The sequence below is a fragment of the Apibacter sp. B2966 genome (genome assembly GCF_011082485.1).
Taxonomy (GTDB): Bacteria; Bacteroidota; Bacteroidia; order Flavobacteriales; family Weeksellaceae; genus Apibacter.
This window is the reverse complement of sequence record NZ_CP049714.1, coordinates 511,367-531,040: the sequence shown is the minus strand read 5'-3', so window position 1 is coordinate 531,040 and position 19,674 is coordinate 511,367. Positions and strand designations below refer to the sequence as shown.

Below are 19,674 nucleotides of genomic sequence, written 5' to 3'. Positions count from 1 at the left end.
TATAGTACGATTTTATGTATCTTATGTATACTGTCATTTAGAAAATTCAAATTTACTAAATTAATTAGTATCTTATGTTTTAAAGTTGATAGGAACGGAAATTCTTCAGCCATATGCATGAATTCAATATATTATTTATTTATATGAACGGCTATATTAACAAATTTTATTTTATACGATATTTTTTTTCGATCAATTAAACACATAAAGTAATTGAAAAACAATATAGATAAGATAAATTTCTATGTAGTCATTGACTGTAAAAAAACAAATTGTTTAGAAAAATAAACATTTTGCTATATGAAAATAGAAATATAATAATATAAAATTAATTTATTGTTATAAATTTATAGTAATATTGATATAATTGATATTTTAATTAAATAATTTTTAAAAATTAAAAATAATAAAATAGGATAAAACCAGATAAATGGTATGGTGTTTGTTTGTTAGTACAATGATTACAAACACACTAAAATAGTTTATATTAAAAAAGGCATTATTTTAATGTTTATTTAGTTTTTATTTCTTTAAAAACCTTGGCCTCTGTAAAAGGAGGCTTTTTTATTGAATTTACTTTCTGTTTAATTGATCTAAAATTATTTATGATATCTTTTATTTAAATTAATAATAGTATTTTTGTTTTATTATTTTTGCAAGAAGATAAAAATCTTTATAAAATAGAAAATTTTAAAGATAACTAATGATTAATACTATCAAAAAATATTTAGAAGAAGTAGAATCTTTTACTTCTCAAAAAACTGAGGATGTTGAACAGTTTAGAATCAAGTATTTAGGTAAAAAAGGAATTTTGAACGATCTGTTTCAAAAATTTAAAGAAGTACCTAATGAAAATAAAAAAGAATTTGGACAATTGATCAATAATTTAAAACAATCGGTTGCTCAAAAAATAAATACGTTAAAAGAGAATGTCGGCGAGTCTGCAAATGTCGGTTTGCAAGAAGATTTAACCCGTCCGGGACTAGCCTTGAATTTAGGCAGCAGACATCCCATTAACATTGTTAAGCATAAAATCATAAACATATTTAAAAAAATAGGTTTTTCAGTAGCTGATGGTCCTGAAATTGAAGATGATTGGCATAATTTCACCGCCTTAAATATGTCTGAGTATCACCCTGCAAGAGATATGCAAGATACTTTTTTCATAGAGAAAAATCCGGATAGAGTATTGAGAACTCACACTTCTTCTGTACAAATACGGTATATGGAGCAAAATGAGCCTCCCATTCGTATATTGTCACCCGGACGAGTTTACAGGAATGAAGATATATCGTCTCGATCTCATTGTATGTTCCACCAAATAGAGGGGTTATATATTGATACGGACGTATCCTTTGCAGATTTAAAACAAACCTTACAATATTTTACTTCAGAATTGTTCGGTAAATCCGAAATTAGAATGAGACCTTCATATTTTCCCTTTACAGAACCCAGTGCAGAAGTAGATGTATATTGGGGATTGGAGACAGAAACCGATTATCGCATCACTAAAGGAACGGGTTGGTTGGAAATTCTAGGATGCGGAATGGTTGATCCCAATGTTCTAAAAAATGTTAATATAAATCCTGAAAAATACAGTGGTTTTGCCTTTGGTATGGGTATCGAAAGAATTGTCATGCTGATGTACCAAATTGGCGACATTCGTATGTTTACTGAAAATGATATACGAATGCTACAGCAATTTAAATATGAATTTTAAATTAAGCTAAATTTATAACTATTTGTAGATGTATCATATAAATAATAATTTTTAAATTTATTAATAAAGTATATTTACCTGGAACAAATTTTGAGCATTCAGTATCTAAATATACTTTATAAATTTAAAAATTATTATGGAAAAAAAAGTAGCAGATCAATTAGTTGAAATACTAGTTGATGCCGGTATAAAAAGGATTTATGCTGTAACAGGCGATAGTTTAAATGAGCTTAACAGGGCCATTAAAAAAAACGGAAAAATACAATGGATCCATGTTAGGAATGAAGAAGCCGGAGCCTTTGCTGCCGCAGCCGAAGCTGAATTGGAAGGCATTGCTTGTTGTGCCGGTAGTTCCGGACCCGGGCATGTACATTTAATTAATGGATTGTATGAAGCAAACAGGGCAAATGTACCTGTTATCGCTATTGCCTCCACGTGTGGAACAAGAGAATTTGGTACAGATTATTTTCAAGAAACTAATATAACCAAACTATTTGATGATTGCAGTGTATACAACCAAATTGCAACATTACCGGAACAAGCCCCTAGAATGTTACAAAGAGCAATTCAAAATGCTATATCTAAAAAAGGCGTAGCCGTTTTCGGGTTACCCGGTGATTTAGAATCAAAACCGGCGGAAGATATTTTAAGTTCTTTAAAAGTTTATCAAAACGAACCCATTTTAAGACCATCCGATAAAGAACTACAAGAGTTGGCAGATGTTCTTAATGAACATGATAAAGTTACCATTTATTGCGGTATCGGTGCTTCTAAAGCTCACAAAGACTTGGTAAAACTTGCAGGTAAATTGAAAGCTCCTGTAGGATATTCTTTTAGAGGTAAAATGGGTATACAATATGATAATCCTTATGAAGTGGGCATGACCGGATTGTTAGGGTTGCCTTCTGCATTCCAAAGTATGCACGAAGCGGATGTAGTACTACTTTTGGGTACAGATTTTCCGTATGCGAATTTTATGCCTTCCAATAAAAAAATAATTCAGATTGACGAAAGGGCAGACCGTTTAGGCAGAAGAGCTAAAGTAGATATGGGATTATGCGGAAAAATTGAAGATACTTTATCTGTATTATTGCCTTTGATTGAAGAAAAACAAGATGATTCTTTTCTTAAAAAACAGCTGAAAAAATACGATAAAGTTAAAGAAGATTTAGATGTATATGTTAAAGATCCGGGAAAAGAAAATTTAATTCATCCCGAATATGTAGCCTCAGTTATCAATAATCTAGCAGCTAAAGATGCCATATTTACCGTAGATACCGGTATGTGCTGTGTATGGGGGGCGCGATATATACATGCCACAGGAGAAAGAAAAATGTTAGGTTCTTTTAGTCACGGTACGATGGCCAATGCCATGCCGATGTCCATAGGAGCATCGTTATCTCATCCTGACAGACAAATTATAGCTTTTTGCGGAGATGGTGGTATTTCAATGCTTTTAGGGGATTTAGCCACTATATATCAATATAAATTGCCTGTCAAATTATTTGTGTTTAATAATCGATCATTAGGAATGGTAAAACTTGAAATGGAAGTGGATGGTATCCCTGACAATGAAACCGATATGGTAAATCCTGATTTTGCCATGATAGCAATGGCTATGGGCTTTAAAGGAATAAATGTCAATAAGCCTGAAGAGGTTGAAGGAGCTGTAAAAGAAGCATTTTCAACAGAAGGTCCGGTTTTAGTTAATGTAATGACCGATCCCAATTCACTTGCTTTACCGCCTAAAATTGAATGGAGCCAAATTAAAGGTATGACAACTTCCATGACTAAAATGATGCTTGGAGGAAATATTAAAGAAGTGGTTGACACAATTCAAAGCAATATCAAACATATAAAATCCTTAATTTAAAGGATAAGCAACCGAATATCTTAATGAAACAGAAAATCTAATTTAGATTTTCTGTTTTTATAATTAACGCTAGGTATACATTTACTTTATTTCTTACATTTGTAAGCATATGTTCAACGAATTCGGTAAATTTATTAAGCTTACTACCTTTGGTGAAAGTCATGGACCGGCACTGGGAGGCGTAATTGATGGTTTTCCAGCTGGATTATCCGTTAATTTTGATGAAATACAAAAAGAATTGGATCGTAGAAAACCCGGACAATCGAAAATTGTAACTCAACGAAAAGAAGACGATAAGGTAGAATTTCTTTCCGGCATTTTTGAAGGAAAAACAACAGGACAAGCTATTGGATTTGTTATTAAAAATACCAATCAAAAATCCAATGATTACGATCATAATACCGGTATTTTCAGACCTTCACATGCAGACTTCACTTATTTTCAAAAATATGGAATCAGAGACCATCGAGGCGGAGGAAGAACCTCAGCAAGGGAAACAGCTAACTGGGTTGTTGCCGGAGCTTTAGCTAAACAATTACTATCCTCAATATCTATCCATGCATTTGTTTCTTCAGTAGGGGAAATTACTTTGAAAAAGAATATCCATGAACTGGATTTAAGCCAAACGGAATCTAATATAGTCCGATGTCCTGATTCGGAAACTGCTGAACAAATGATTCAGAAAATAGCTGAAATTAAAAAGGATGGAGATACTATTGGCGGAGTCATAACCTGTATGATTAAAAATGTTCCAATGGGTTTAGGCGAACCGATTTTTGATAAATTATCTGCCAGATTGGCTCAAGGAATGATGAGTATAAATGCAGCTAAAGGTTTTGAAATTGGCAGCGGCTTTGCAGGTACTCGATTAAAAGGTTCCGAACATAATGATATTTTTACTCAAGGAGGAAAAACACTGACGAATAATTCGGGAGGTATACAAGGGGGAATATCCAACGGTATGGATATTGTTTTTAAAGTTGCCTTTAAGCCGGTTGCTACCATTATGAAAGAGCAACAAACGATAGATGAAAACGGAAATGTATGTTCAATTAAAGGGAAGGGAAGACATGATCCTTGTGTGGTTCCTAGAGCGGTTCCTATTGTAGAAGCTATTGCAGCTTTTATTTTGGCTGACTTTTGGTTGATGAATAAAGTTAGAAAAATTTAATTTTATATCTTTAAAATAAACCTTTTCATACAATTGGCAGTAACTATCCTTTACCGATTGAAATACTATTTGAAGATATCTTTCGTTTAACTAACCAGAATATACATAACTATATTTTCAATTTATAGGTTAAATAAAGAATATATAAAATTATGTATTTGAAAACATGTAATTTTTGTAATTAATAAAGATTACCAAACTATAAAATGGTAACAGCTAATAAATATACGATGGATTCAATAAAATTAGAAAACTATTGGGACAAAGGAGTGTCTTACGCTGAATATAAAGATATTATAGAGATTCAAGCAAAAGAAGGTTTACTTTCTAAAAATGAAGATATTATAAAACTTGCTGAATACACCCGTTTAAATTTGAGCCGAATCCATAGGAATGATAAAACGCTCGTATTGGATGAATCAGTGAGTTCGGGCTTGAAGAAAATTAGTCGTAAAATTCATATATTAGTCATATCCGAAGGATGGTGTGGAGATGCAGCGCAAATAGTGCCGGTAGTCAATAAAATTTGCGAATCATCCGAGAAGCTGGACATGAGAATTTTTTTTAGAGATCAAGATGAATTATTGATTAATCAATATCTAACTAATGGAGGAAAGGCAATTCCCATTGTAATTTTTATTGATGCGGAAACTTCCGAAGAAATTGCTCATTGGGGGCCTAGACCTAAACCTTGTGCTCCTTTCCTAAAAAAATATAAAACAGATCCTGAAAACTATACCCATGATGATTTTGCAAAGGATATTCAAGGATTCTATAACAAGGATAAAGGCCAAACCATTTCAGAAGAATTGTTGGAAAAGATTTTACAGTAAAAATGTTTAATTTTTTCGAAAATCTATAGTATTCTTTACATAAGTTATTACAAATCTTTATTTTTTTAATTTGGCACAAGATCATGTCTAATTTTATTCTTTTTATATAATAAAAATACTCATTGCATCAATGTTTTAGTGGGATACTAGTTTTTTCGTATACACATATTTTGATTTAAAGAGCCAGTTCTTAGGCTAAATTATAATTTTATATATTTGTCACAAATTTTTCGAGTATGAAATGTGGAATTGTTGGTCTACCCAATGTAGGGAAATCTACTTTATTTAATTGTTTATCTAATGCAAAAGCACAATCGGCTAATTATCCGTTCTGTACCATCGAACCGAATGTAGGTACAGTTTCTGTGCCTGATTTAAGGTTAAATAAACTTGAAGAATTAGTAGTGCCGGAAAGGGTAGTGCCTGCCGTAGTGGAAATAGTAGATATTGCCGGTTTAGTTAAAGGAGCCAGTAAAGGAGAAGGTTTGGGAAATCAATTTTTAGCTAATATCAGAGAAACCCATGCAATAATCCATGTGTTGCGTTGTTTTCAAAATGATAATATTACCCATGTTGAAGGAACTATAGATCCGGTTAGAGATAAAGAAATTATTGATATTGAGCTGCAACTTAAAGATTTGGAAACCATTGAAAAAAAATTGGATAAATCTAAAAGAGCGGCTAAAGCAGGAAATAAAGAAGAGCAGCAAATTGTGTCTGTGTTGGAAAAGTTGAGAGCTTTTATTGAAGAAGGTAAAAATGCACGAGAATTCGAAACAGATTCTATTTCAGAGCCGATTATTGCAGAATTACAACTCTTGACCTTTAAACCTATTATGTATGTGTGTAATGTAGATGAAAAATCAGCAAAAGAGGGCAATGAATTTGTTGAAAAAGTAAAAGAAAAGGTAAAAAACGAAAAGGCGGAAGTGATCGTATTAGCGGCTCAAATTGAGGCAGACATTTCTGAATTGGAAACCTATGAAGAGCGTAAAATATTTTTAGAAGAATTAAATTTAGAAGAACCGGGAGTAAATCGCTTGATTCGCCAAGCATACAAACTCTTAAATTTACAAACTTATTTTACTGCCGGAGTTAAAGAAGTTAGAGCTTGGACAATTGAAAAAGGATGGACAGCTCCTCAAGCTGCCGGAGTAATACATTCTGATTTTGAAAAAGGATTTATTAGAGCTGAAGTTATTTCCTATCAAGATTTTGTAACTTTCGGATCGGAAGCTAAAGTTAAAGAAGCCGGAAAATTATCGGTTGAAGGTAAAGAATATATCGTTAACGATGGAGATATTATTCATTTCCGATTTAATGTTTAAGCTATTTTAATGTCAATCGTTTAGTTTTAAACTATATTTTTAAAACACGTCTCCTTTATTTAGCATAGATTATATATAAAGGAACTCGTGTTTGAATATATTATAAAATTATTCAGCTATTTGTTATAAAACTTTTTAGTATTCAAAAGAATTTTAAATTTACGTATAGTATTTGTACAATTAAATAAGAATTATTAATTTTGCACCCAATTGATTAACCTCTGACGAAAGACGTGAATGTTATTCAATTTTATAACTGTTATATTTTTTAAATGGAACCATTAATTAAGTACGTACAGGATAAGTACATCGCAAAAAAAGAATTTCCAAAATTTGGAGCCGGGGATACCCTAACTGTTTATTACGAAATTAAAGAAGGTAATAAAACAAGAACCCAGTATTTTAAAGGGGTAGTTATTCAGGTTAAAGGAACCGGAGCAACCAAAACATTCACTATCAGAAAAATGAGCGGTGATGTAGGGGTTGAAAGAGTTTTTCCTATTAATATGCCAGCGCTTCAAAATATTGAAGTTAACAGAAGAGGAAAAGTACGTAGAGCAAGAATTTACTATTTTAGAGATCTACGCGGTAAAAAAGCAAGAATTAAAGATGCTAGAGTTAAATAATATTACTTTTAGCATTTATTTTAAAATAAAAGAGGAAAATTTAAATTTTCCTCTTTTTTTTGGTTATTACTTTCCTTTTAAAAATTAATTTTCGAATACTTCAAACGTATGATCTTCGTATATAAATAAGATTTTTTCTATTTTTTTCTTGTTATTTTTCGTTTTCTGCAGGATTGAATTTTTAATTATTTGATCTTCTGTCTGAGAATTTTCTTTTACGCGATTCTCAGGCGCTTGAATAGTATTATCATTATTAGAGTGTGAAGAATCTTTTTGTTTTTGATCCATTTCATCTAAAGAAAAGAGTGTAGGGGATGGTTGTTCCTGAACCGTCTTATTTTCTAAATCTAAACTTTCCTTTTTATTATTTTCCAATTGAGATTTCAAAGGTTTTCCTTTTCCTAAAATAAGCCATTCAGAATTTATTTCAGGAAAAACAGATAGAGTTCTTTCTAAAAAATCTAATGAAGGTTTATTTCGAGCAGAAGTGATATGCGAAATGCTCGATCGTTGGACATTTATTTTATCTGCAAATTCTCCTGATGTTAAACCTAATATTTCTATGAGTGTAGCTATTCTTTTATCAATTTCCATGATTTACAAATGTTAACTATTTACATATGTGAAATAGAGTAATAAATACAAAGTTACTAAAAATACCATAGATTCTGTCAAAAAATAACTTAAAGTTAACTTAAATAAAAACATTAAATAAATATATATAAAATACTGGTAAATATATATTTATATATTTTTTAATAAAAAATTAAATAAAATAACTTAAAATTATATGACACAATATCAGAACTAATAAATTATAAAATAATATTGTTTTACAAATGTAAATTACAAATGTAAATCAACAAAACTGTGTATAATTGAATATCTTTGTAAAAAATATAATTATGTCTGCAGAGTTTAAAATCTTTGATTTAAATGAAAATTTAAGTATCGAAGAAAATTTTAAAAATAGATATGTAAACCCTTCGGAGCTTTCCGATTTTTTAATAAAAAATTATAAAAGCTTACTTACAGAAATTGGAAGATCGGAACTTAATAAACCTATATATAAATTGACCTTAGGAAAAGGACCTAAAAATATATTACTATGGACCCAAATGCACGGGAACGAAACAACGGGAACCTTAAGTTGTCTAGATTTGCTTAAATTTTTTGAAAATGAAAATAATTGCTCACATGAAATTCTCAGCAAGTTTACTCTCGATATTATCTTCATGTTAAATCCGGATGGAGCTGAAATTTGGACACGAAGAAATCGTTTAGGAATTGATATTAATCGGGATTTTTTAACCGCTTCATCAATTGAAATGCAAGTATTAAAAAAAACTGCAAGTGAAAAAAAATATGATTTAGCGTTTAATCTACACGATCAAAGAACTATATTCGGAGTAGAAGGAAAAAAAGAACCGGCCACTTTGGCTTTTTTATCGCCATCGGAATCGGTTGACAGAAAGGTGACTGAAACCCGAAAAAAATCGATGGGATTAATAGCTGATATTTATCAAGAAATTTCAAAACTTCTACCTAATAAGATATCAAGGTTTACCGATGAATTTTATCCAAGATCAGTCGGTGATAATTTTCAAAAATTAGGAATTCCTACTATATTGTTTGAAGGAGGGCATTTTCCCAAAGATTATTATCGTCAAAAAACCCGACGATATTTTACATTATCGTTGATTACTGCTCTATATTATGCCTCTGTTAAGGATGAATGGCAAAAGGGGTATGAACTATATAATGAAATACCTAATAATTCATTATCATTTTTTGATATTATATATAGTAATGTACGCATACGTGAAGATAAAAAAGAAACAGTTGATATTGGTATACAATATGTAGAAAAGATTACTAAGGGAGAAAATGAACTTTCATTTATTGCCAAAATAGAAGACATTGGAGACCTTTCATTCATGTATGGACATGAAGAAATTGATGCAGAAGGTAGATGTATCGTTTTCGCGGACTCTGCCATACAGTATCCTAAAATAGGCGTCTTGGCTGATTTTAAATTAGATGAGTGGATTATTGTAAATGGAAAAAAATTGGATTCATTTGCTTAGTAGTTACTTAACATTATATACAAACATGATAATTTATTTTTAATATTAGCGAAAAAAAATGCTTAATACTTTAAATAATACATTTACCGGCCTTTTAGATAGTAAATCATAATAGTATTATATAGAGTTTACATAGGCTTACACACAGTCTCAAAGATAAATTTAGTAACTTTGCCCGGTTAATTATATATGATAAAGATGACAGAAAACACAGATATATTAGAAACTATTATTATAGGTTCCGGCCCTGCAGGTTTTACGGCTGCAATTTATGCTGCCAGAGCCGAAATGAATCCTCTTATGATCACCGGTTTAGAATTAGGAGGACAGTTAACGACTACCACCGAAGTTGAAAATTTCCCCGGATATCCCGACGGGATTACCGGTCCTGAAATGATGATTCAGTTACAAAAACAAGCCGAAAAATTCGGCACTCAAGTTATAATCGATACCGTATCAGAGGTTGAATTAGGAAAAAATATAGGAGACATACATATTGTAAAAACTATATCGGGAAAAGAATTTAAAACTAAAACTATTATCATTTCAACGGGTGCAAGTGCAAAATATTTAGGTAAAGATTTTGAAAAAACCTATAGAGGAGGCGGAGTTTCTGCTTGTGCCACTTGTGACGGATTTTTTTACAGAGGTAAAAATGTGGTAGTTGTAGGAGGCGGAGATACGGCAGCTGAAGAAGCAACGTACTTAGCAAAAATATGTAAGACTGTTTATATGCTTGTACGTAAAGATTATTTAAAAGCTTCTAAAATTATGCAAGAACGTGTAGACCTCACCACTAATATTGTACTTATGTATAATACCGAATTGCAAGATTTAAAAGGCGATAATAACTTGGTTTCTCAAGCCGTGGTTATTGATAATTTAAACAACGAAGAAAAAGTATTGGATGTAGACGGAATATTTATTGCTATCGGACATAAACCCAATACCGAGATATTTAAAGGTAAATTGGAAATGGACGAAACCGGATATTTACATGTTAAGCCATTTAGTACAGAAACAAATATTCCGGGAGTATTTGCGGCGGGGGACGTTGCCGATAAAAAATACAGACAAGCAATTACTGCCGCAGGAGCAGGTTGTATGGCCGCTTTGGATGCAGAAAAATATGTATCGTCCCTAGATCATCATTAAATTTAAGCAGGTCTTGATGATTGTATGAATTATCCCAGCAAAATATTAGAAAAAGCAGTTGAAGAAATTTCACAACTTCCGGGTATTGGTAGGAGGACGGCCCTACGTCTAGCCTTGCATTTATTGGATATACCTGAAATTCAGGCAGATAATTTATCAAAATCAATTAGTCAGTTAGTACATGAAATAAAACACTGTAAACTGTGCAACAATCTATCGGATACTGAGATCTGTACCATCTGTGCAAATCCGTATCGAAATGAAAAAATTATCTGTGTGGTTGAAGATGTAAGAGATGTAATGGCAATAGAAAGTACCCAACAGTTCAATGGTAAATATCATGTATTGGGGGGAAGAATTTCCCCTATGGAAGGAGTCAGCGCAACCGATTTGTGTATCAATCCGCTAATTGAAAGAGTTAAAGAGCAGGGAACAGAGGAAATTATATTTGCATTAAGTGCTACTATAGAAGGAGACACAACCATGTTTTATTTATATAAGGTATTGAATGATTCTCATATAAAATTTACGGCAATAGCAAGAGGAATAGGAGTCGGTGATGAACTTGAATATACGGATGAGTTAACTTTAATACGCTCCATACAAAACAGAGTACCTTATAAACAAGGAATTAAGTAGTTCTTAAAGTAATTAAAAAATAATTAATGAATTTGAAACAACTTTCAATTATTATTGTTAATTATAATGTAAAAGATCTTTTAAAAAATTGCATTCAAAGTTGTTTACATGCAATAAAAACAATTGATGCAGAAATTATTATTGTAGACAATAATTCCAATGACGGTAGCAAAGAATTTATAACGCGAGTATTTCCTCAAGTTAAATGGATTCAAAACTCGGCAAATTTAGGTTTCTCTAAAGCAAATAATATAGGTGTAACGTATTCAAAGGGAAACTATTTACTAATTCTCAATCCCGATACTATTGTTAAGCCGGATGTTTTTGAAAAAATTATACCTTTTGCTGAACATGCAAAAAAATTTGGAGCCTTAGGGGTTCGAATTACCGATGAAAACAACTATTATCGACCGGAATCAAAAAGAAATTATCCGAATCCTAAAAATACATTTGATAAGTTATTCAGCCAATTATTTTTCAGTAAATCAAAAAAATCTAAAGGCTATTATAATACGGAATTGGGTGAATATGATATTGGAAAAGTGGAAATTTTAACAGGATGCTTTTTCTTTACCACCAAAAAAATTTATACTGAAGTAGGAGGTTTCGATGAAGCTTATTTTATGTATGGTGAAGATATCGATCTAAGTTATACTATTTTAAAAGCCGGTTATCAAAATTATTATTACGGGAAAACTTCTATAATACATTATAAAGGAGCAGCAACTAAAATAGATAAATCGTATTACAAAAATTTCTATAATGCTATGGAAATTTTTGTAAGAAAATATTTCAAAAAGCCTTTTGTAATGTATATTTTCATATTGTTCGGATTAAAAATAAGATATTATTTAGCTTTATTAATATTTAGCATGCAAAGAAAAAAATAACACAATATTTATAAAACAATGCTCATAAATTTATTCAAATTTATGAGCATTGTTTTTTATGGAAAAGTTACTTATTTTAATCTTTGAAAACTTTTAAATTAGAAGAAAGTATAAAAATACAAATTCCAAAAATACCTATTAAAGCAAAGGAAAATCTAAGATTAAGAGCTTCGGATATGTAACCTATAACCGGAGGACCTAATAAAAAACCTATAAATCCTATGCTGGAAACTATAGTCAATGCCATGCCGGTTGGAATTTTAGTTTTCTGTCCTGATAAGCTGTAAATAGTGGGTATTATGCTGGATACCCCTAAACCGATAATCATAAAAGACAAAGTAGTAATAATCAGATTAGGAAAGGCAACAGAAATAAATAAGCCCAATGATATCAGTATACCACTTAGTTGAACTACACGTTTTCTTCCCCATTTTTGTATGGCATGATCAGCAATAAAACGACCACTTGCCATCATAATCATAAACGAGGTAAAACCTAAAGGAGCCCAATTTTTGGAAGCTTTAACGATTTCTTCAAAATATATTCCACTCCAATCAAACATGGCACCTTCGGAAGCCATACCACAAAAAGCAGTAATTCCCAGAAGAAATAAAAATTTTTCAGGTTTTTGCTTCTCTTTTGTACTTTTTGTTTCTGAATTTTTATCAGAAATATTTTTTGCGTCTATTTGTAGATATTTGAAATTAAACAAAATAAGTACCCCTACTGTAAAAAGAATAAACAGATAGTGTTGAAAAGGCGATAACCCTAAGTTTACCATTACTAAACCTATTAAAGAACCGGTAAATCCGGCTATGCTCCAGCCTCCATGAAAAGAAGACATGATGGATTTTTTGTATAGATTTTCAACAAGTATTCCTTGAGTATTAACGGAAATATTACAAAAATTACCAAAAAAGCCAAACAAAATTAAAGTAAGAATTAACATTAACTCGGTTTGTGAACATCCGATTAATAATAAACTTAAGGCATAGCAAGGCAAAGAAGCAATCAATATTTTTTTACTTCCCATTTTAGATATTAAAAACCCCGATAGGGTCATCCCTAAAATTTGACCAACCGGCAGCATTAATAAAATAGTTCCCCAGGAAGCATCCCCTAATTTTAAAAAATTCTTAATGTCGGGAATTCTGCTGGCCCAGCTGGAAAAACAGATTCCTTGTGAAAAATAAAAAGCAAATATCCCCAAACGGATTCTTTTGGGCGATAGATTGTTAGGCTTCGAATCAATAGCGTTAGTCATGAATAAAATTTTGTTTTTTTTTGAAAATTAGCTGCAAATTTAATTCGCAAGTTTGTAAAATCATAAAATATTATGTAAAGCACTTAAATGAGGACATTTTGTTTTAAATTAAACTAATTAACAAAAATTTAACATTTATATTATTTCGTGGTTCTATAATTTTGTGCTAAATTATAATAGATAAAACAATGAAAAAAGTATTTTTATTTTTAAGTATACTTGCTGCAAGTATGAGCTATTCTCAAAATCATCATTGGGGATATGAAGGAGAATCTTCTCCTGAACATTGGGGAGAATTGGAAGAAGGAAAACAATGTGGTATAGGTAAATTTCAATCTCCAATTAACATTTCAAAATCTAACTATATAAAAGATTTATCGCCTATACAATTTAATTACGGATCCGGAGAAATCGAGGATATCGAAGACAATGGGCATTCTCTTCAATTTGATTTTAAATCGGGAAGTACCATTACGTACAACAAAAAAGTTTATACCTTAGTTCAATTTCATGCTCATGAAGAATCTGAACATACCATTGATAGAGTGAGATACCCGTTGGAATTACATTTTGTTCATAAAGCAGAAGATGGTTCAGTATTGGTAATTGGTGTTATGGTAAAAGAGGGCAATTTAAATTCTTATTTTGAAAAACTCGAAATTTTTAAAACATTAAAAGGGTTAGGAAAAATTAATACGGTTATAAAATTTAACCCTGAAAATTTATATCCAAAAGATAAATCCTATTACACATATTTAGGATCTTTGACTACCCCTCCTTGTGCAGAAAATGTCACTTGGATCGTATTTAAAAATCCAATAACTATGAGCGAAGAAGAAATTGATGAAATAAAATATCATTTACCAAAATCAAACAATAGACCTCTTCAACCTTTAAACGGTAGAAAAATATTTAATAATTAAAAAAATACACTCATAACTTAAATTCCCTGATTATACTTTTAATAATCAGGGAATTTTAATAAAATCATAAAAATTATTTAATACTAATTATATTAATTTCAGTAAATAAATTAAATACGTAATTTTGCACTATGCTAAACGAAATCAGGAAATCCGTAGCTTTTCATACCATAGGATGTAAATTAAATTTTGCTGAAACTTCTACAATTGCCCGACAATTAATAGAAGAAGGATTTGTAAAGGTATCTTTTGAAGAAACAGCAGATGTTTATATTATTAACACATGTTCGGTAACCGATAATGCCGATAAAGAGTGTAAAACTATCGTTAAAAGAGCGTTACATTTAAATCCTGATGCTCTTATTTGTATTATTGGATGTTATGCTCAATTAAAACCGCATGAAATCAGTAAGATTGACGGGGTAGATTTAGTTTTGGGTGCAAAAGAAAAGTTTAATATCCACAAGTATATTATGGATCTTAAAAAAGATTCTGAAGTAAAAGTTCATTCTTGTGAGGTTGATCAAGCTGATTTTTTTGTAGGTTCCTATTCAATTGGAGACAGAACACGTGCTTTTTTAAAAGTACAGGATGGTTGTGATTATAAATGTACGTATTGTACTATTCCTTTAGCAAGAGGAATTTCACGTTCTGCAGAGCTTGAAACCATTATTAAACAAGCCGAAGAAATTTCTGAGAAAGGAATAAAAGAAATTGTACTTACAGGCGTGAATATTGGCGATTATGGAAAAGGTGAGTTTGGAAATAAAAAACATCAACATACTTTTTTAGAATTAATACAGAATTTAGATAGGGTAGAAGCCATAGAACGCATACGAATATCTTCTATTGAACCAAATTTGCTTAAGGATGAGATTATTGATTATGTTGCTGATTCGAAAATTTTCGTTCCTCATTTCCATATTCCTTTACAATCCGGCTGCGATGATTTATTGAAGAAAATGAAGAGAAGATATCTGACTCATTTATACGACGAGAGAATCCATAAGATACATTCTGTAATCAAAGATGCTTGCATAGGAGTTGATGTAATTGTAGGTTTTCCAGGAGAAACGGAAGAAAAGTTCTTAGAAACGTATAATTTTTTACAAAATCTGCCGATTAGTTATTTACATGTTTTCACTTATTCGGAGAGGGATAATACAGAAGCTGTTCATATGGAAGACAGGGTACCATATTCTGAGCGCAAGAAAAGGAATAAAATGTTAAAAATCCTTTCTGAAAAAAAACGCCATGCATTTTATGAATCTCAATTAGGCAAAGTTAAAACGGTTCTTTGGGAGCATGAGAACAAAAATGGGATGATGTACGGATATACTGAAAATTACGTACGCGTTAGTCAACCTTATAATCCTAAACTTATTAACCAATTAGAAGAAGTTTACCTGGAAAAACTTGATTCTTTTGGAAATGTGCTGGTAAGATCAACCATTGCAGCTTACTAATTTAAGTATTAAAATTAGTACACATCAACCAATGGTTTACGTTTAATTTAACTTTACAATCAAATGTTAAGAAATAGACGTCATTTCAATATCTTCGGAAGAATCTTTATAACCTAAGAAATATAAAATTCCATCTAATCCGATGGTAGATAAGGAATGATTCGCATTTTGTTTGACTGTTGGCTTCGCATGAAATGCAATTCCGAGTCCGGCTATGGATAACATAGGTAAATCATTTGCTCCATCGCCAACCGCAACAGTTTGTTGTATATCTATATTTTCAAAAGTTGAAATTAATTTTAAATATTCGGCTTTCTTTTTGCCATCCACAATATCTCCAATATAATTACCTGTTAACTTTCCATCAATAATTTCCAACTTATTGGCAAATACATAATCGAATCCGAATTTTTCTTTGAGATAGTCTCCGAAATAGGTAAATCCTCCGGATATAATTGCTGTTTTAAATCCACTTTTCTTAAGAACTCCCATCAGTCGTTCGAGCCCTTCAGTAATAGGTAAATTTTCTGCTATCTCTTTTAAAACATTTTCATTCAAGCCTTTTAATAACTTTATTCTTCTTTTAAAACTTTCGGAAAAATCTATTTCTCCGTTCATGGCAGACTCAGTGATGGCTCTAACTTCATTTCCAACTCCGGCTTTTTCTGCAAGTTCATCGATAACTTCAGTTTGAATTAAGGTTGAATCCATATCAAAGCAGATCAAGCGTCTCATTCTTCGGTACCTGTTTTCTTCCTGTAAGGCAATATCAATATTTAAATCAGATGATAAGGATAAGAATTTATTTTGTATTTCTTTTAGGTTAGATAGATTACCTCTTACAGCAAATTCAAAGCAAGTTCGATCAATATTTCGATCTAAAGGTATGCGTTGAGTTAAACGTATAATCCGTTCGATATTAAGTTTAAAATCCAATAAAACTTTAGAAACTTCAGAAATTTGGTTAGCACTGATTTCTTTACCTAAAATATTTATTATGTATCTGTTTTTACCCTGAACTTTAACCCAATTGCTGTATTCTTCTTTGGTTAAGGCTGAAAATCTAACATTAATTTCTAATGAGTTGGCTTTAAATAAAATTTCTTTTAAAATGTTTCCGGAACTTCCGTTTTCAGACATGAAAATAATAGCTAAGGATAAAGAATGATGTATATTGGCTTGACCAATATCAAGTATTTTTGCATTATATTTTCCTAAGATATGAGTGATTGCTGTTGTTATTCCCGGTTTATCAACTCCTGATATGCTGACTAAAATTATTTCTGATGAATTTTTCATGTGAAAATTAATTTTTTTAAATCATTTAATTATTAATTTAACATTTTCCACAGTTTAATCATTTGTTTTGCTTCTTTCACATCATGAACACGCAAAATATGAGCACCTTTTTGTAAGGCGTACAAATTTAATGCGGAAGTACCTATCAATGCATTTTCAGCAGAAGTTTCTAAACATTTATATATCATACTCTTTCTGGAAATTCCTATATATAAGGGAAGATTAAATATTTTGAATTTATCTATATTTTTCAGCAAATCGTAATTTTGTTGTAAAGTCTTACTGAATCCAAATCCCGGATCTAATAAAATATCATTGACTCCAAATTTTCGTAATTCACTAATTTTTTTAGAAAAGTAATAATTAATATCGGTGATTAGATTTTCATAATCTGTATAATTTCCCATAGTTTGAGGAGTTCCTCTCATATGCATTAAAACATAAGGAACGTTGAGTTTTCCCATAGTTTCAAACATTTTATTATCTAAAGTACCTCCCGAAATATCATTTATCATTCCCACTCCTTCATTGACACTTTCAATGGCAACTTTAGACCAAAAGGTATCGATCGATAATTTCACCCGAGGAAATTCTTTTTTAATAGCTTTAATTACAGGAATTACTATGCTTAGTTCTGTTTCATCAGATAAAAATTCGGAATCCGGACGAGTGGATTGTCCACCAATATCTATGAAATCTGCGCCTTCATCTATTAATTTTTCTGTTTGTTTTAAAGCTTTATCAATAGTGGAATACCTACCACCATCAAAGAAAGAATCTGGAGTAACGTTTAGTATTCCTGCTACTTTAGGTTCATTACAATCGACTAAATCACCATTAATATTAATTGTCATATATCGTATTTGAAGCTGTAAATTTAAAAAAATAAATAAAGTTTAAAGTAAATATAGTTACACAGTTTAATAGCATCCGTTTTTTATATTAATGAAATTTAGTTGAAAATTATATTTTCAAAAATGTTTTAAAATTGTTTAAAATAATAATGGTACAGAATTAACTTCCTACTATTCTTTGTTTTTATATTATTTATATTTTTATATTTCAAAATTTATATAATATAGAATTTTTTATCATACATATAATTTTGTTGATGAAAAATGATTTTTATAACAATTAAATGAGTGTAATAAATTATATTGTAACAATTTATTGAATTGATAGACCAATAAATTTCCAAGATTTAATCTTAAAATAAAGAGAAAGAATGTATCTAAATTTTACCTGTCATGTAACTAATATTATAGTCAATTAATAAACATCTATGAATAAAAAGATATAGTAAGTAAAATTAATTTATTTTTGCGCTCTTAAAACTAGGATTAAATGAAAAAATCTGTGAATAAAAATAATATCATATGGATTGATAATCTTAGGGCTGTTTCGGCTATAGGAATTATTTTATTGCATGTGGCTGCCAGAATGAGCCATCATTATGGAAGTGTTCCTAATAAAAGCTGGTGGATATCAAACTTTTATATTAATATAGCCCGATTTGGTGTACCGGTTTTTGTTATGATGACCGGTTTATTATCATTGGGGAAACAATACACTTTTAAACATTTTACCAAAAAATTATCGAGAATATTAATACCGTTTTTATTTTGGAGTTTAATATATATTTTCTTTAAAATACTTGGTATTCATTATAAAGATCATGTGGATCTGGGATTTAGATTTGTTATTGATTATACCTATCTAGAATTGGTTTCGGGAGCGAGTTATCATATGTGGTACATTTACATGATTATAAGAATTTATCTATTATATCCGATTATTAATCAATGGATTTTAGATAGTAATCCCAAACAACAATTATATTTTATAGTCGTTTGTTTTATAATATTTTTAATTTTCTATACTTTCTTTAGTACTGTTTATTTAGTTAACTATATAAAATTATATTCCGAATTCTTGGGATATTTAGTATTAGGATATTATTTAGTAAGAAGAAAATATGAATATAATGTTAAATATTATGTTTATGTATGTTCAACTATTTACTTATTGTCCTATTTAGGAATTTGCTTTGATACCTATTTAACGTCAAAAATGAACAATTTTTATATAGAGCAATATAAGCCCTGGGACTTATTTCAAGCTATTTCTGTTTTTCTACTTTTCTTTTTAGTTCCGATTTTTAATAAAAAAAGTAAAATATTATCATTTATTAGTGAATACAGTTACGGGATATATTTAATACATGTATTAGTTATGGCCTTAGTTGAACAATTCGGCCTAAGCGCTTATTCTTTTAATCCTTTATTTTCTATTCCAATTACTACCTTATGCACTTTACTAATTTCTATTATCATATTATATACTTTAGATAAGATACCTTTAGGAAAATATATAGTTAAATAGTACATTTGTAGGTATTAA

General features: G+C 30.3%; 17 protein-coding genes. 13 read left to right on the top strand and 4 right to left on the bottom strand.

Annotation, left to right across the window (positions count from 1 at the left end; genetic code table 11):
- Positions 1 to 703: 703 nt before the first annotated feature.
- The 6 genes from pheS to rplS all read left to right on the top strand — a co-directional run bounded on the left by pheS (position 704) and on the right by rplS (position 7,551).
- Complete coding sequence (pheS, locus tag G8C43_RS02245; RefSeq protein ID WP_166003841.1) at positions 704 to 1,720, top strand: phenylalanine--tRNA ligase subunit alpha; 1,017 nt, start codon at positions 704 to 706, stop codon at positions 1,718 to 1,720.
- Between the two features lie 136 nt (positions 1,721 to 1,856).
- Positions 1,857 to 3,593 (top strand): thiamine pyrophosphate-dependent enzyme, encoded by a 1,737-nt coding sequence (locus G8C43_RS02240; protein ID WP_160566283.1) that lies wholly within the window; start codon positions 1,857 to 1,859, stop codon positions 3,591 to 3,593.
- Positions 3,594 to 3,702: 109 nt separating this feature from the next.
- Positions 3,703 to 4,764 carry a chorismate synthase gene (aroC, locus tag G8C43_RS02235; protein WP_166003839.1) on the top strand — a complete coding sequence of 354 codons (1,062 nt, stop codon included), beginning with the start codon at positions 3,703 to 3,705 and terminating at the stop codon, positions 4,762 to 4,764.
- Between the two features lie 230 nt (positions 4,765 to 4,994).
- On the top strand, positions 4,995 to 5,597 hold the full coding sequence (locus G8C43_RS02230) for a thioredoxin family protein (RefSeq protein WP_166003837.1): 603 nt from the start codon (positions 4,995 to 4,997) through the stop codon (positions 5,595 to 5,597).
- A 236-nt stretch (positions 5,598 to 5,833) separates the two neighbouring features.
- Positions 5,834 to 6,925, top strand: a complete 1,092-nt coding sequence (ychF, locus tag G8C43_RS02225; protein WP_166003835.1) for a redox-regulated ATPase YchF — start codon at positions 5,834 to 5,836, stop codon at positions 6,923 to 6,925.
- 272 nt (positions 6,926 to 7,197) lie between these two features.
- Complete coding sequence (gene rplS, locus G8C43_RS02220) at positions 7,198 to 7,551, top strand: 50S ribosomal protein L19 (protein ID WP_105297718.1); 354 nt, start codon at positions 7,198 to 7,200, stop codon at positions 7,549 to 7,551.
- 84 nt (positions 7,552 to 7,635) lie between these two features.
- On the opposite strand, the gene G8C43_RS02215 is transcribed toward rplS, so the two are convergent.
- Entirely contained in the window at positions 7,636 to 8,145 is a 510-nt protein-coding gene (locus G8C43_RS02215; RefSeq protein WP_166003833.1) for a helix-turn-helix domain-containing protein, read from the bottom strand.
- A gap of 311 nt (positions 8,146 to 8,456) precedes the next feature.
- Here G8C43_RS02215 and G8C43_RS02210 point away from each other — a divergent pair, with 311 nt between their 5' ends.
- From G8C43_RS02210 to G8C43_RS02195, 4 genes are all read left to right on the top strand, one after another.
- On the top strand, positions 8,457 to 9,638 hold the full coding sequence (locus G8C43_RS02210; protein ID WP_166003831.1) for a M14 family zinc carboxypeptidase: 1,182 nt from the start codon (positions 8,457 to 8,459) through the stop codon (positions 9,636 to 9,638).
- Positions 9,639 to 9,836: 198 nt separating this feature from the next.
- A complete protein-coding gene (gene trxB, locus G8C43_RS02205; protein ID WP_160556691.1) occupies positions 9,837 to 10,793 on the top strand; it encodes a thioredoxin-disulfide reductase in 957 nt (318 codons plus the stop codon).
- Between the two features lie 24 nt (positions 10,794 to 10,817).
- A complete protein-coding gene (gene recR / locus G8C43_RS02200) occupies positions 10,818 to 11,432 on the top strand; it encodes a recombination mediator RecR (protein WP_160556690.1) in 615 nt (204 codons plus the stop codon).
- A gap of 26 nt (positions 11,433 to 11,458) precedes the next feature.
- Positions 11,459 to 12,322, top strand: coding sequence for a glycosyltransferase family 2 protein (locus tag G8C43_RS02195; protein ID WP_166003829.1), 864 nt, complete (start codon positions 11,459 to 11,461; stop codon positions 12,320 to 12,322).
- A gap of 76 nt (positions 12,323 to 12,398) precedes the next feature.
- Here the strand turns inward: G8C43_RS02195 and G8C43_RS02190 are convergent, their stop codons facing one another.
- Positions 12,399 to 13,586 (bottom strand): MFS transporter, encoded by a 1,188-nt coding sequence (locus tag G8C43_RS02190; protein WP_166003827.1) that lies wholly within the window; start codon positions 13,584 to 13,586, stop codon positions 12,399 to 12,401.
- A gap of 188 nt (positions 13,587 to 13,774) precedes the next feature.
- Here G8C43_RS02190 and G8C43_RS02185 point away from each other — a divergent pair, with 188 nt between their 5' ends.
- Both G8C43_RS02185 and mtaB read left to right on the top strand, forming a co-directional pair.
- Positions 13,775 to 14,509: a carbonic anhydrase gene (locus tag G8C43_RS02185; RefSeq protein WP_166003825.1), complete on the top strand. Its 735-nt coding sequence runs from the start codon at positions 13,775 to 13,777 to the stop codon at positions 14,507 to 14,509.
- A gap of 131 nt (positions 14,510 to 14,640) precedes the next feature.
- Entirely contained in the window at positions 14,641 to 15,975 is a 1,335-nt protein-coding gene (mtaB, locus tag G8C43_RS02180) for a tRNA (N(6)-L-threonylcarbamoyladenosine(37)-C(2))-methylthiotransferase MtaB (RefSeq protein ID WP_166003823.1), read from the top strand.
- A gap of 66 nt (positions 15,976 to 16,041) precedes the next feature.
- Here the strand turns inward: mtaB and serB are convergent, their stop codons facing one another.
- Positions 16,042 to 17,274 (bottom strand): phosphoserine phosphatase SerB, encoded by a 1,233-nt coding sequence (gene serB, locus G8C43_RS02175; protein ID WP_105297709.1) that lies wholly within the window; start codon positions 17,272 to 17,274, stop codon positions 16,042 to 16,044.
- Positions 17,275 to 17,306: 32 nt separating this feature from the next.
- Positions 17,307 to 18,128: a dihydropteroate synthase gene (gene folP, locus G8C43_RS02170; protein WP_166003821.1), complete on the bottom strand. Its 822-nt coding sequence runs from the start codon at positions 18,126 to 18,128 to the stop codon at positions 17,307 to 17,309.
- Between the two features lie 490 nt (positions 18,129 to 18,618).
- Between folP and G8C43_RS02165 the strand changes: the two genes are divergently transcribed.
- The gene (locus G8C43_RS02165; RefSeq protein WP_166003819.1) at positions 18,619 to 19,656 is read left to right on the top strand and encodes an acyltransferase; all 1,038 of its coding nucleotides are present in this window, start codon (positions 18,619 to 18,621) and stop codon (positions 19,654 to 19,656) included.
- Positions 19,657 to 19,674: the final 18 nt, after the last annotated feature.

Excerpts from the sequence above, each read along its gene's own strand:
- ychF (WP_166003835.1), top strand. The coding sequence starts at position 5,834 with ATGAAATGTGGAATTGTTGGTCTACCCAATGTAGGGAAATCTACTTTA.
- aroC (WP_166003839.1), top strand. The coding sequence starts at position 3,703 with ATGTTCAACGAATTCGGTAAATTTATTAAGCTTACTACCTTTGGTGAA.
- mtaB (WP_166003823.1), top strand. The coding sequence starts at position 14,641 with ATGCTAAACGAAATCAGGAAATCCGTAGCTTTTCATACCATAGGATGT.
- trxB (WP_160556691.1), top strand. The coding sequence starts at position 9,837 with ATGACAGAAAACACAGATATATTAGAAACTATTATTATAGGTTCCGGC.
- G8C43_RS02230 (WP_166003837.1), top strand. The coding sequence starts at position 4,995 with ATGGATTCAATAAAATTAGAAAACTATTGGGACAAAGGAGTGTCTTAC.
- rplS (WP_105297718.1), top strand. The coding sequence starts at position 7,198 with ATGGAACCATTAATTAAGTACGTACAGGATAAGTACATCGCAAAAAAA.
- G8C43_RS02190 (WP_166003827.1), bottom strand. The coding sequence starts at position 13,586 with ATGACTAACGCTATTGATTCGAAGCCTAACAATCTATCGCCCAAAAGA.
- G8C43_RS02210 (WP_166003831.1), top strand. The coding sequence starts at position 8,457 with ATGTCTGCAGAGTTTAAAATCTTTGATTTAAATGAAAATTTAAGTATC.
- G8C43_RS02240 (WP_160566283.1), top strand. The coding sequence starts at position 1,857 with ATGGAAAAAAAAGTAGCAGATCAATTAGTTGAAATACTAGTTGATGCC.
- G8C43_RS02185 (WP_166003825.1), top strand. The coding sequence starts at position 13,775 with ATGAAAAAAGTATTTTTATTTTTAAGTATACTTGCTGCAAGTATGAGC.
- G8C43_RS02195 (WP_166003829.1), top strand. The coding sequence starts at position 11,459 with ATGAATTTGAAACAACTTTCAATTATTATTGTTAATTATAATGTAAAA.
- G8C43_RS02215 (WP_166003833.1), bottom strand. The coding sequence starts at position 8,145 with ATGGAAATTGATAAAAGAATAGCTACACTCATAGAAATATTAGGTTTA.
- serB (WP_105297709.1), bottom strand. The coding sequence starts at position 17,274 with ATGAAAAATTCATCAGAAATAATTTTAGTCAGCATATCAGGAGTTGAT.
- pheS (WP_166003841.1), top strand. The coding sequence starts at position 704 with ATGATTAATACTATCAAAAAATATTTAGAAGAAGTAGAATCTTTTACT.
- recR (WP_160556690.1), top strand. The coding sequence starts at position 10,818 with ATGAATTATCCCAGCAAAATATTAGAAAAAGCAGTTGAAGAAATTTCA.
- G8C43_RS02165 (WP_166003819.1), top strand. The coding sequence starts at position 18,619 with ATGAAAAAATCTGTGAATAAAAATAATATCATATGGATTGATAATCTT.
- folP (WP_166003821.1), bottom strand. The coding sequence starts at position 18,128 with ATGACAATTAATATTAATGGTGATTTAGTCGATTGTAATGAACCTAAA.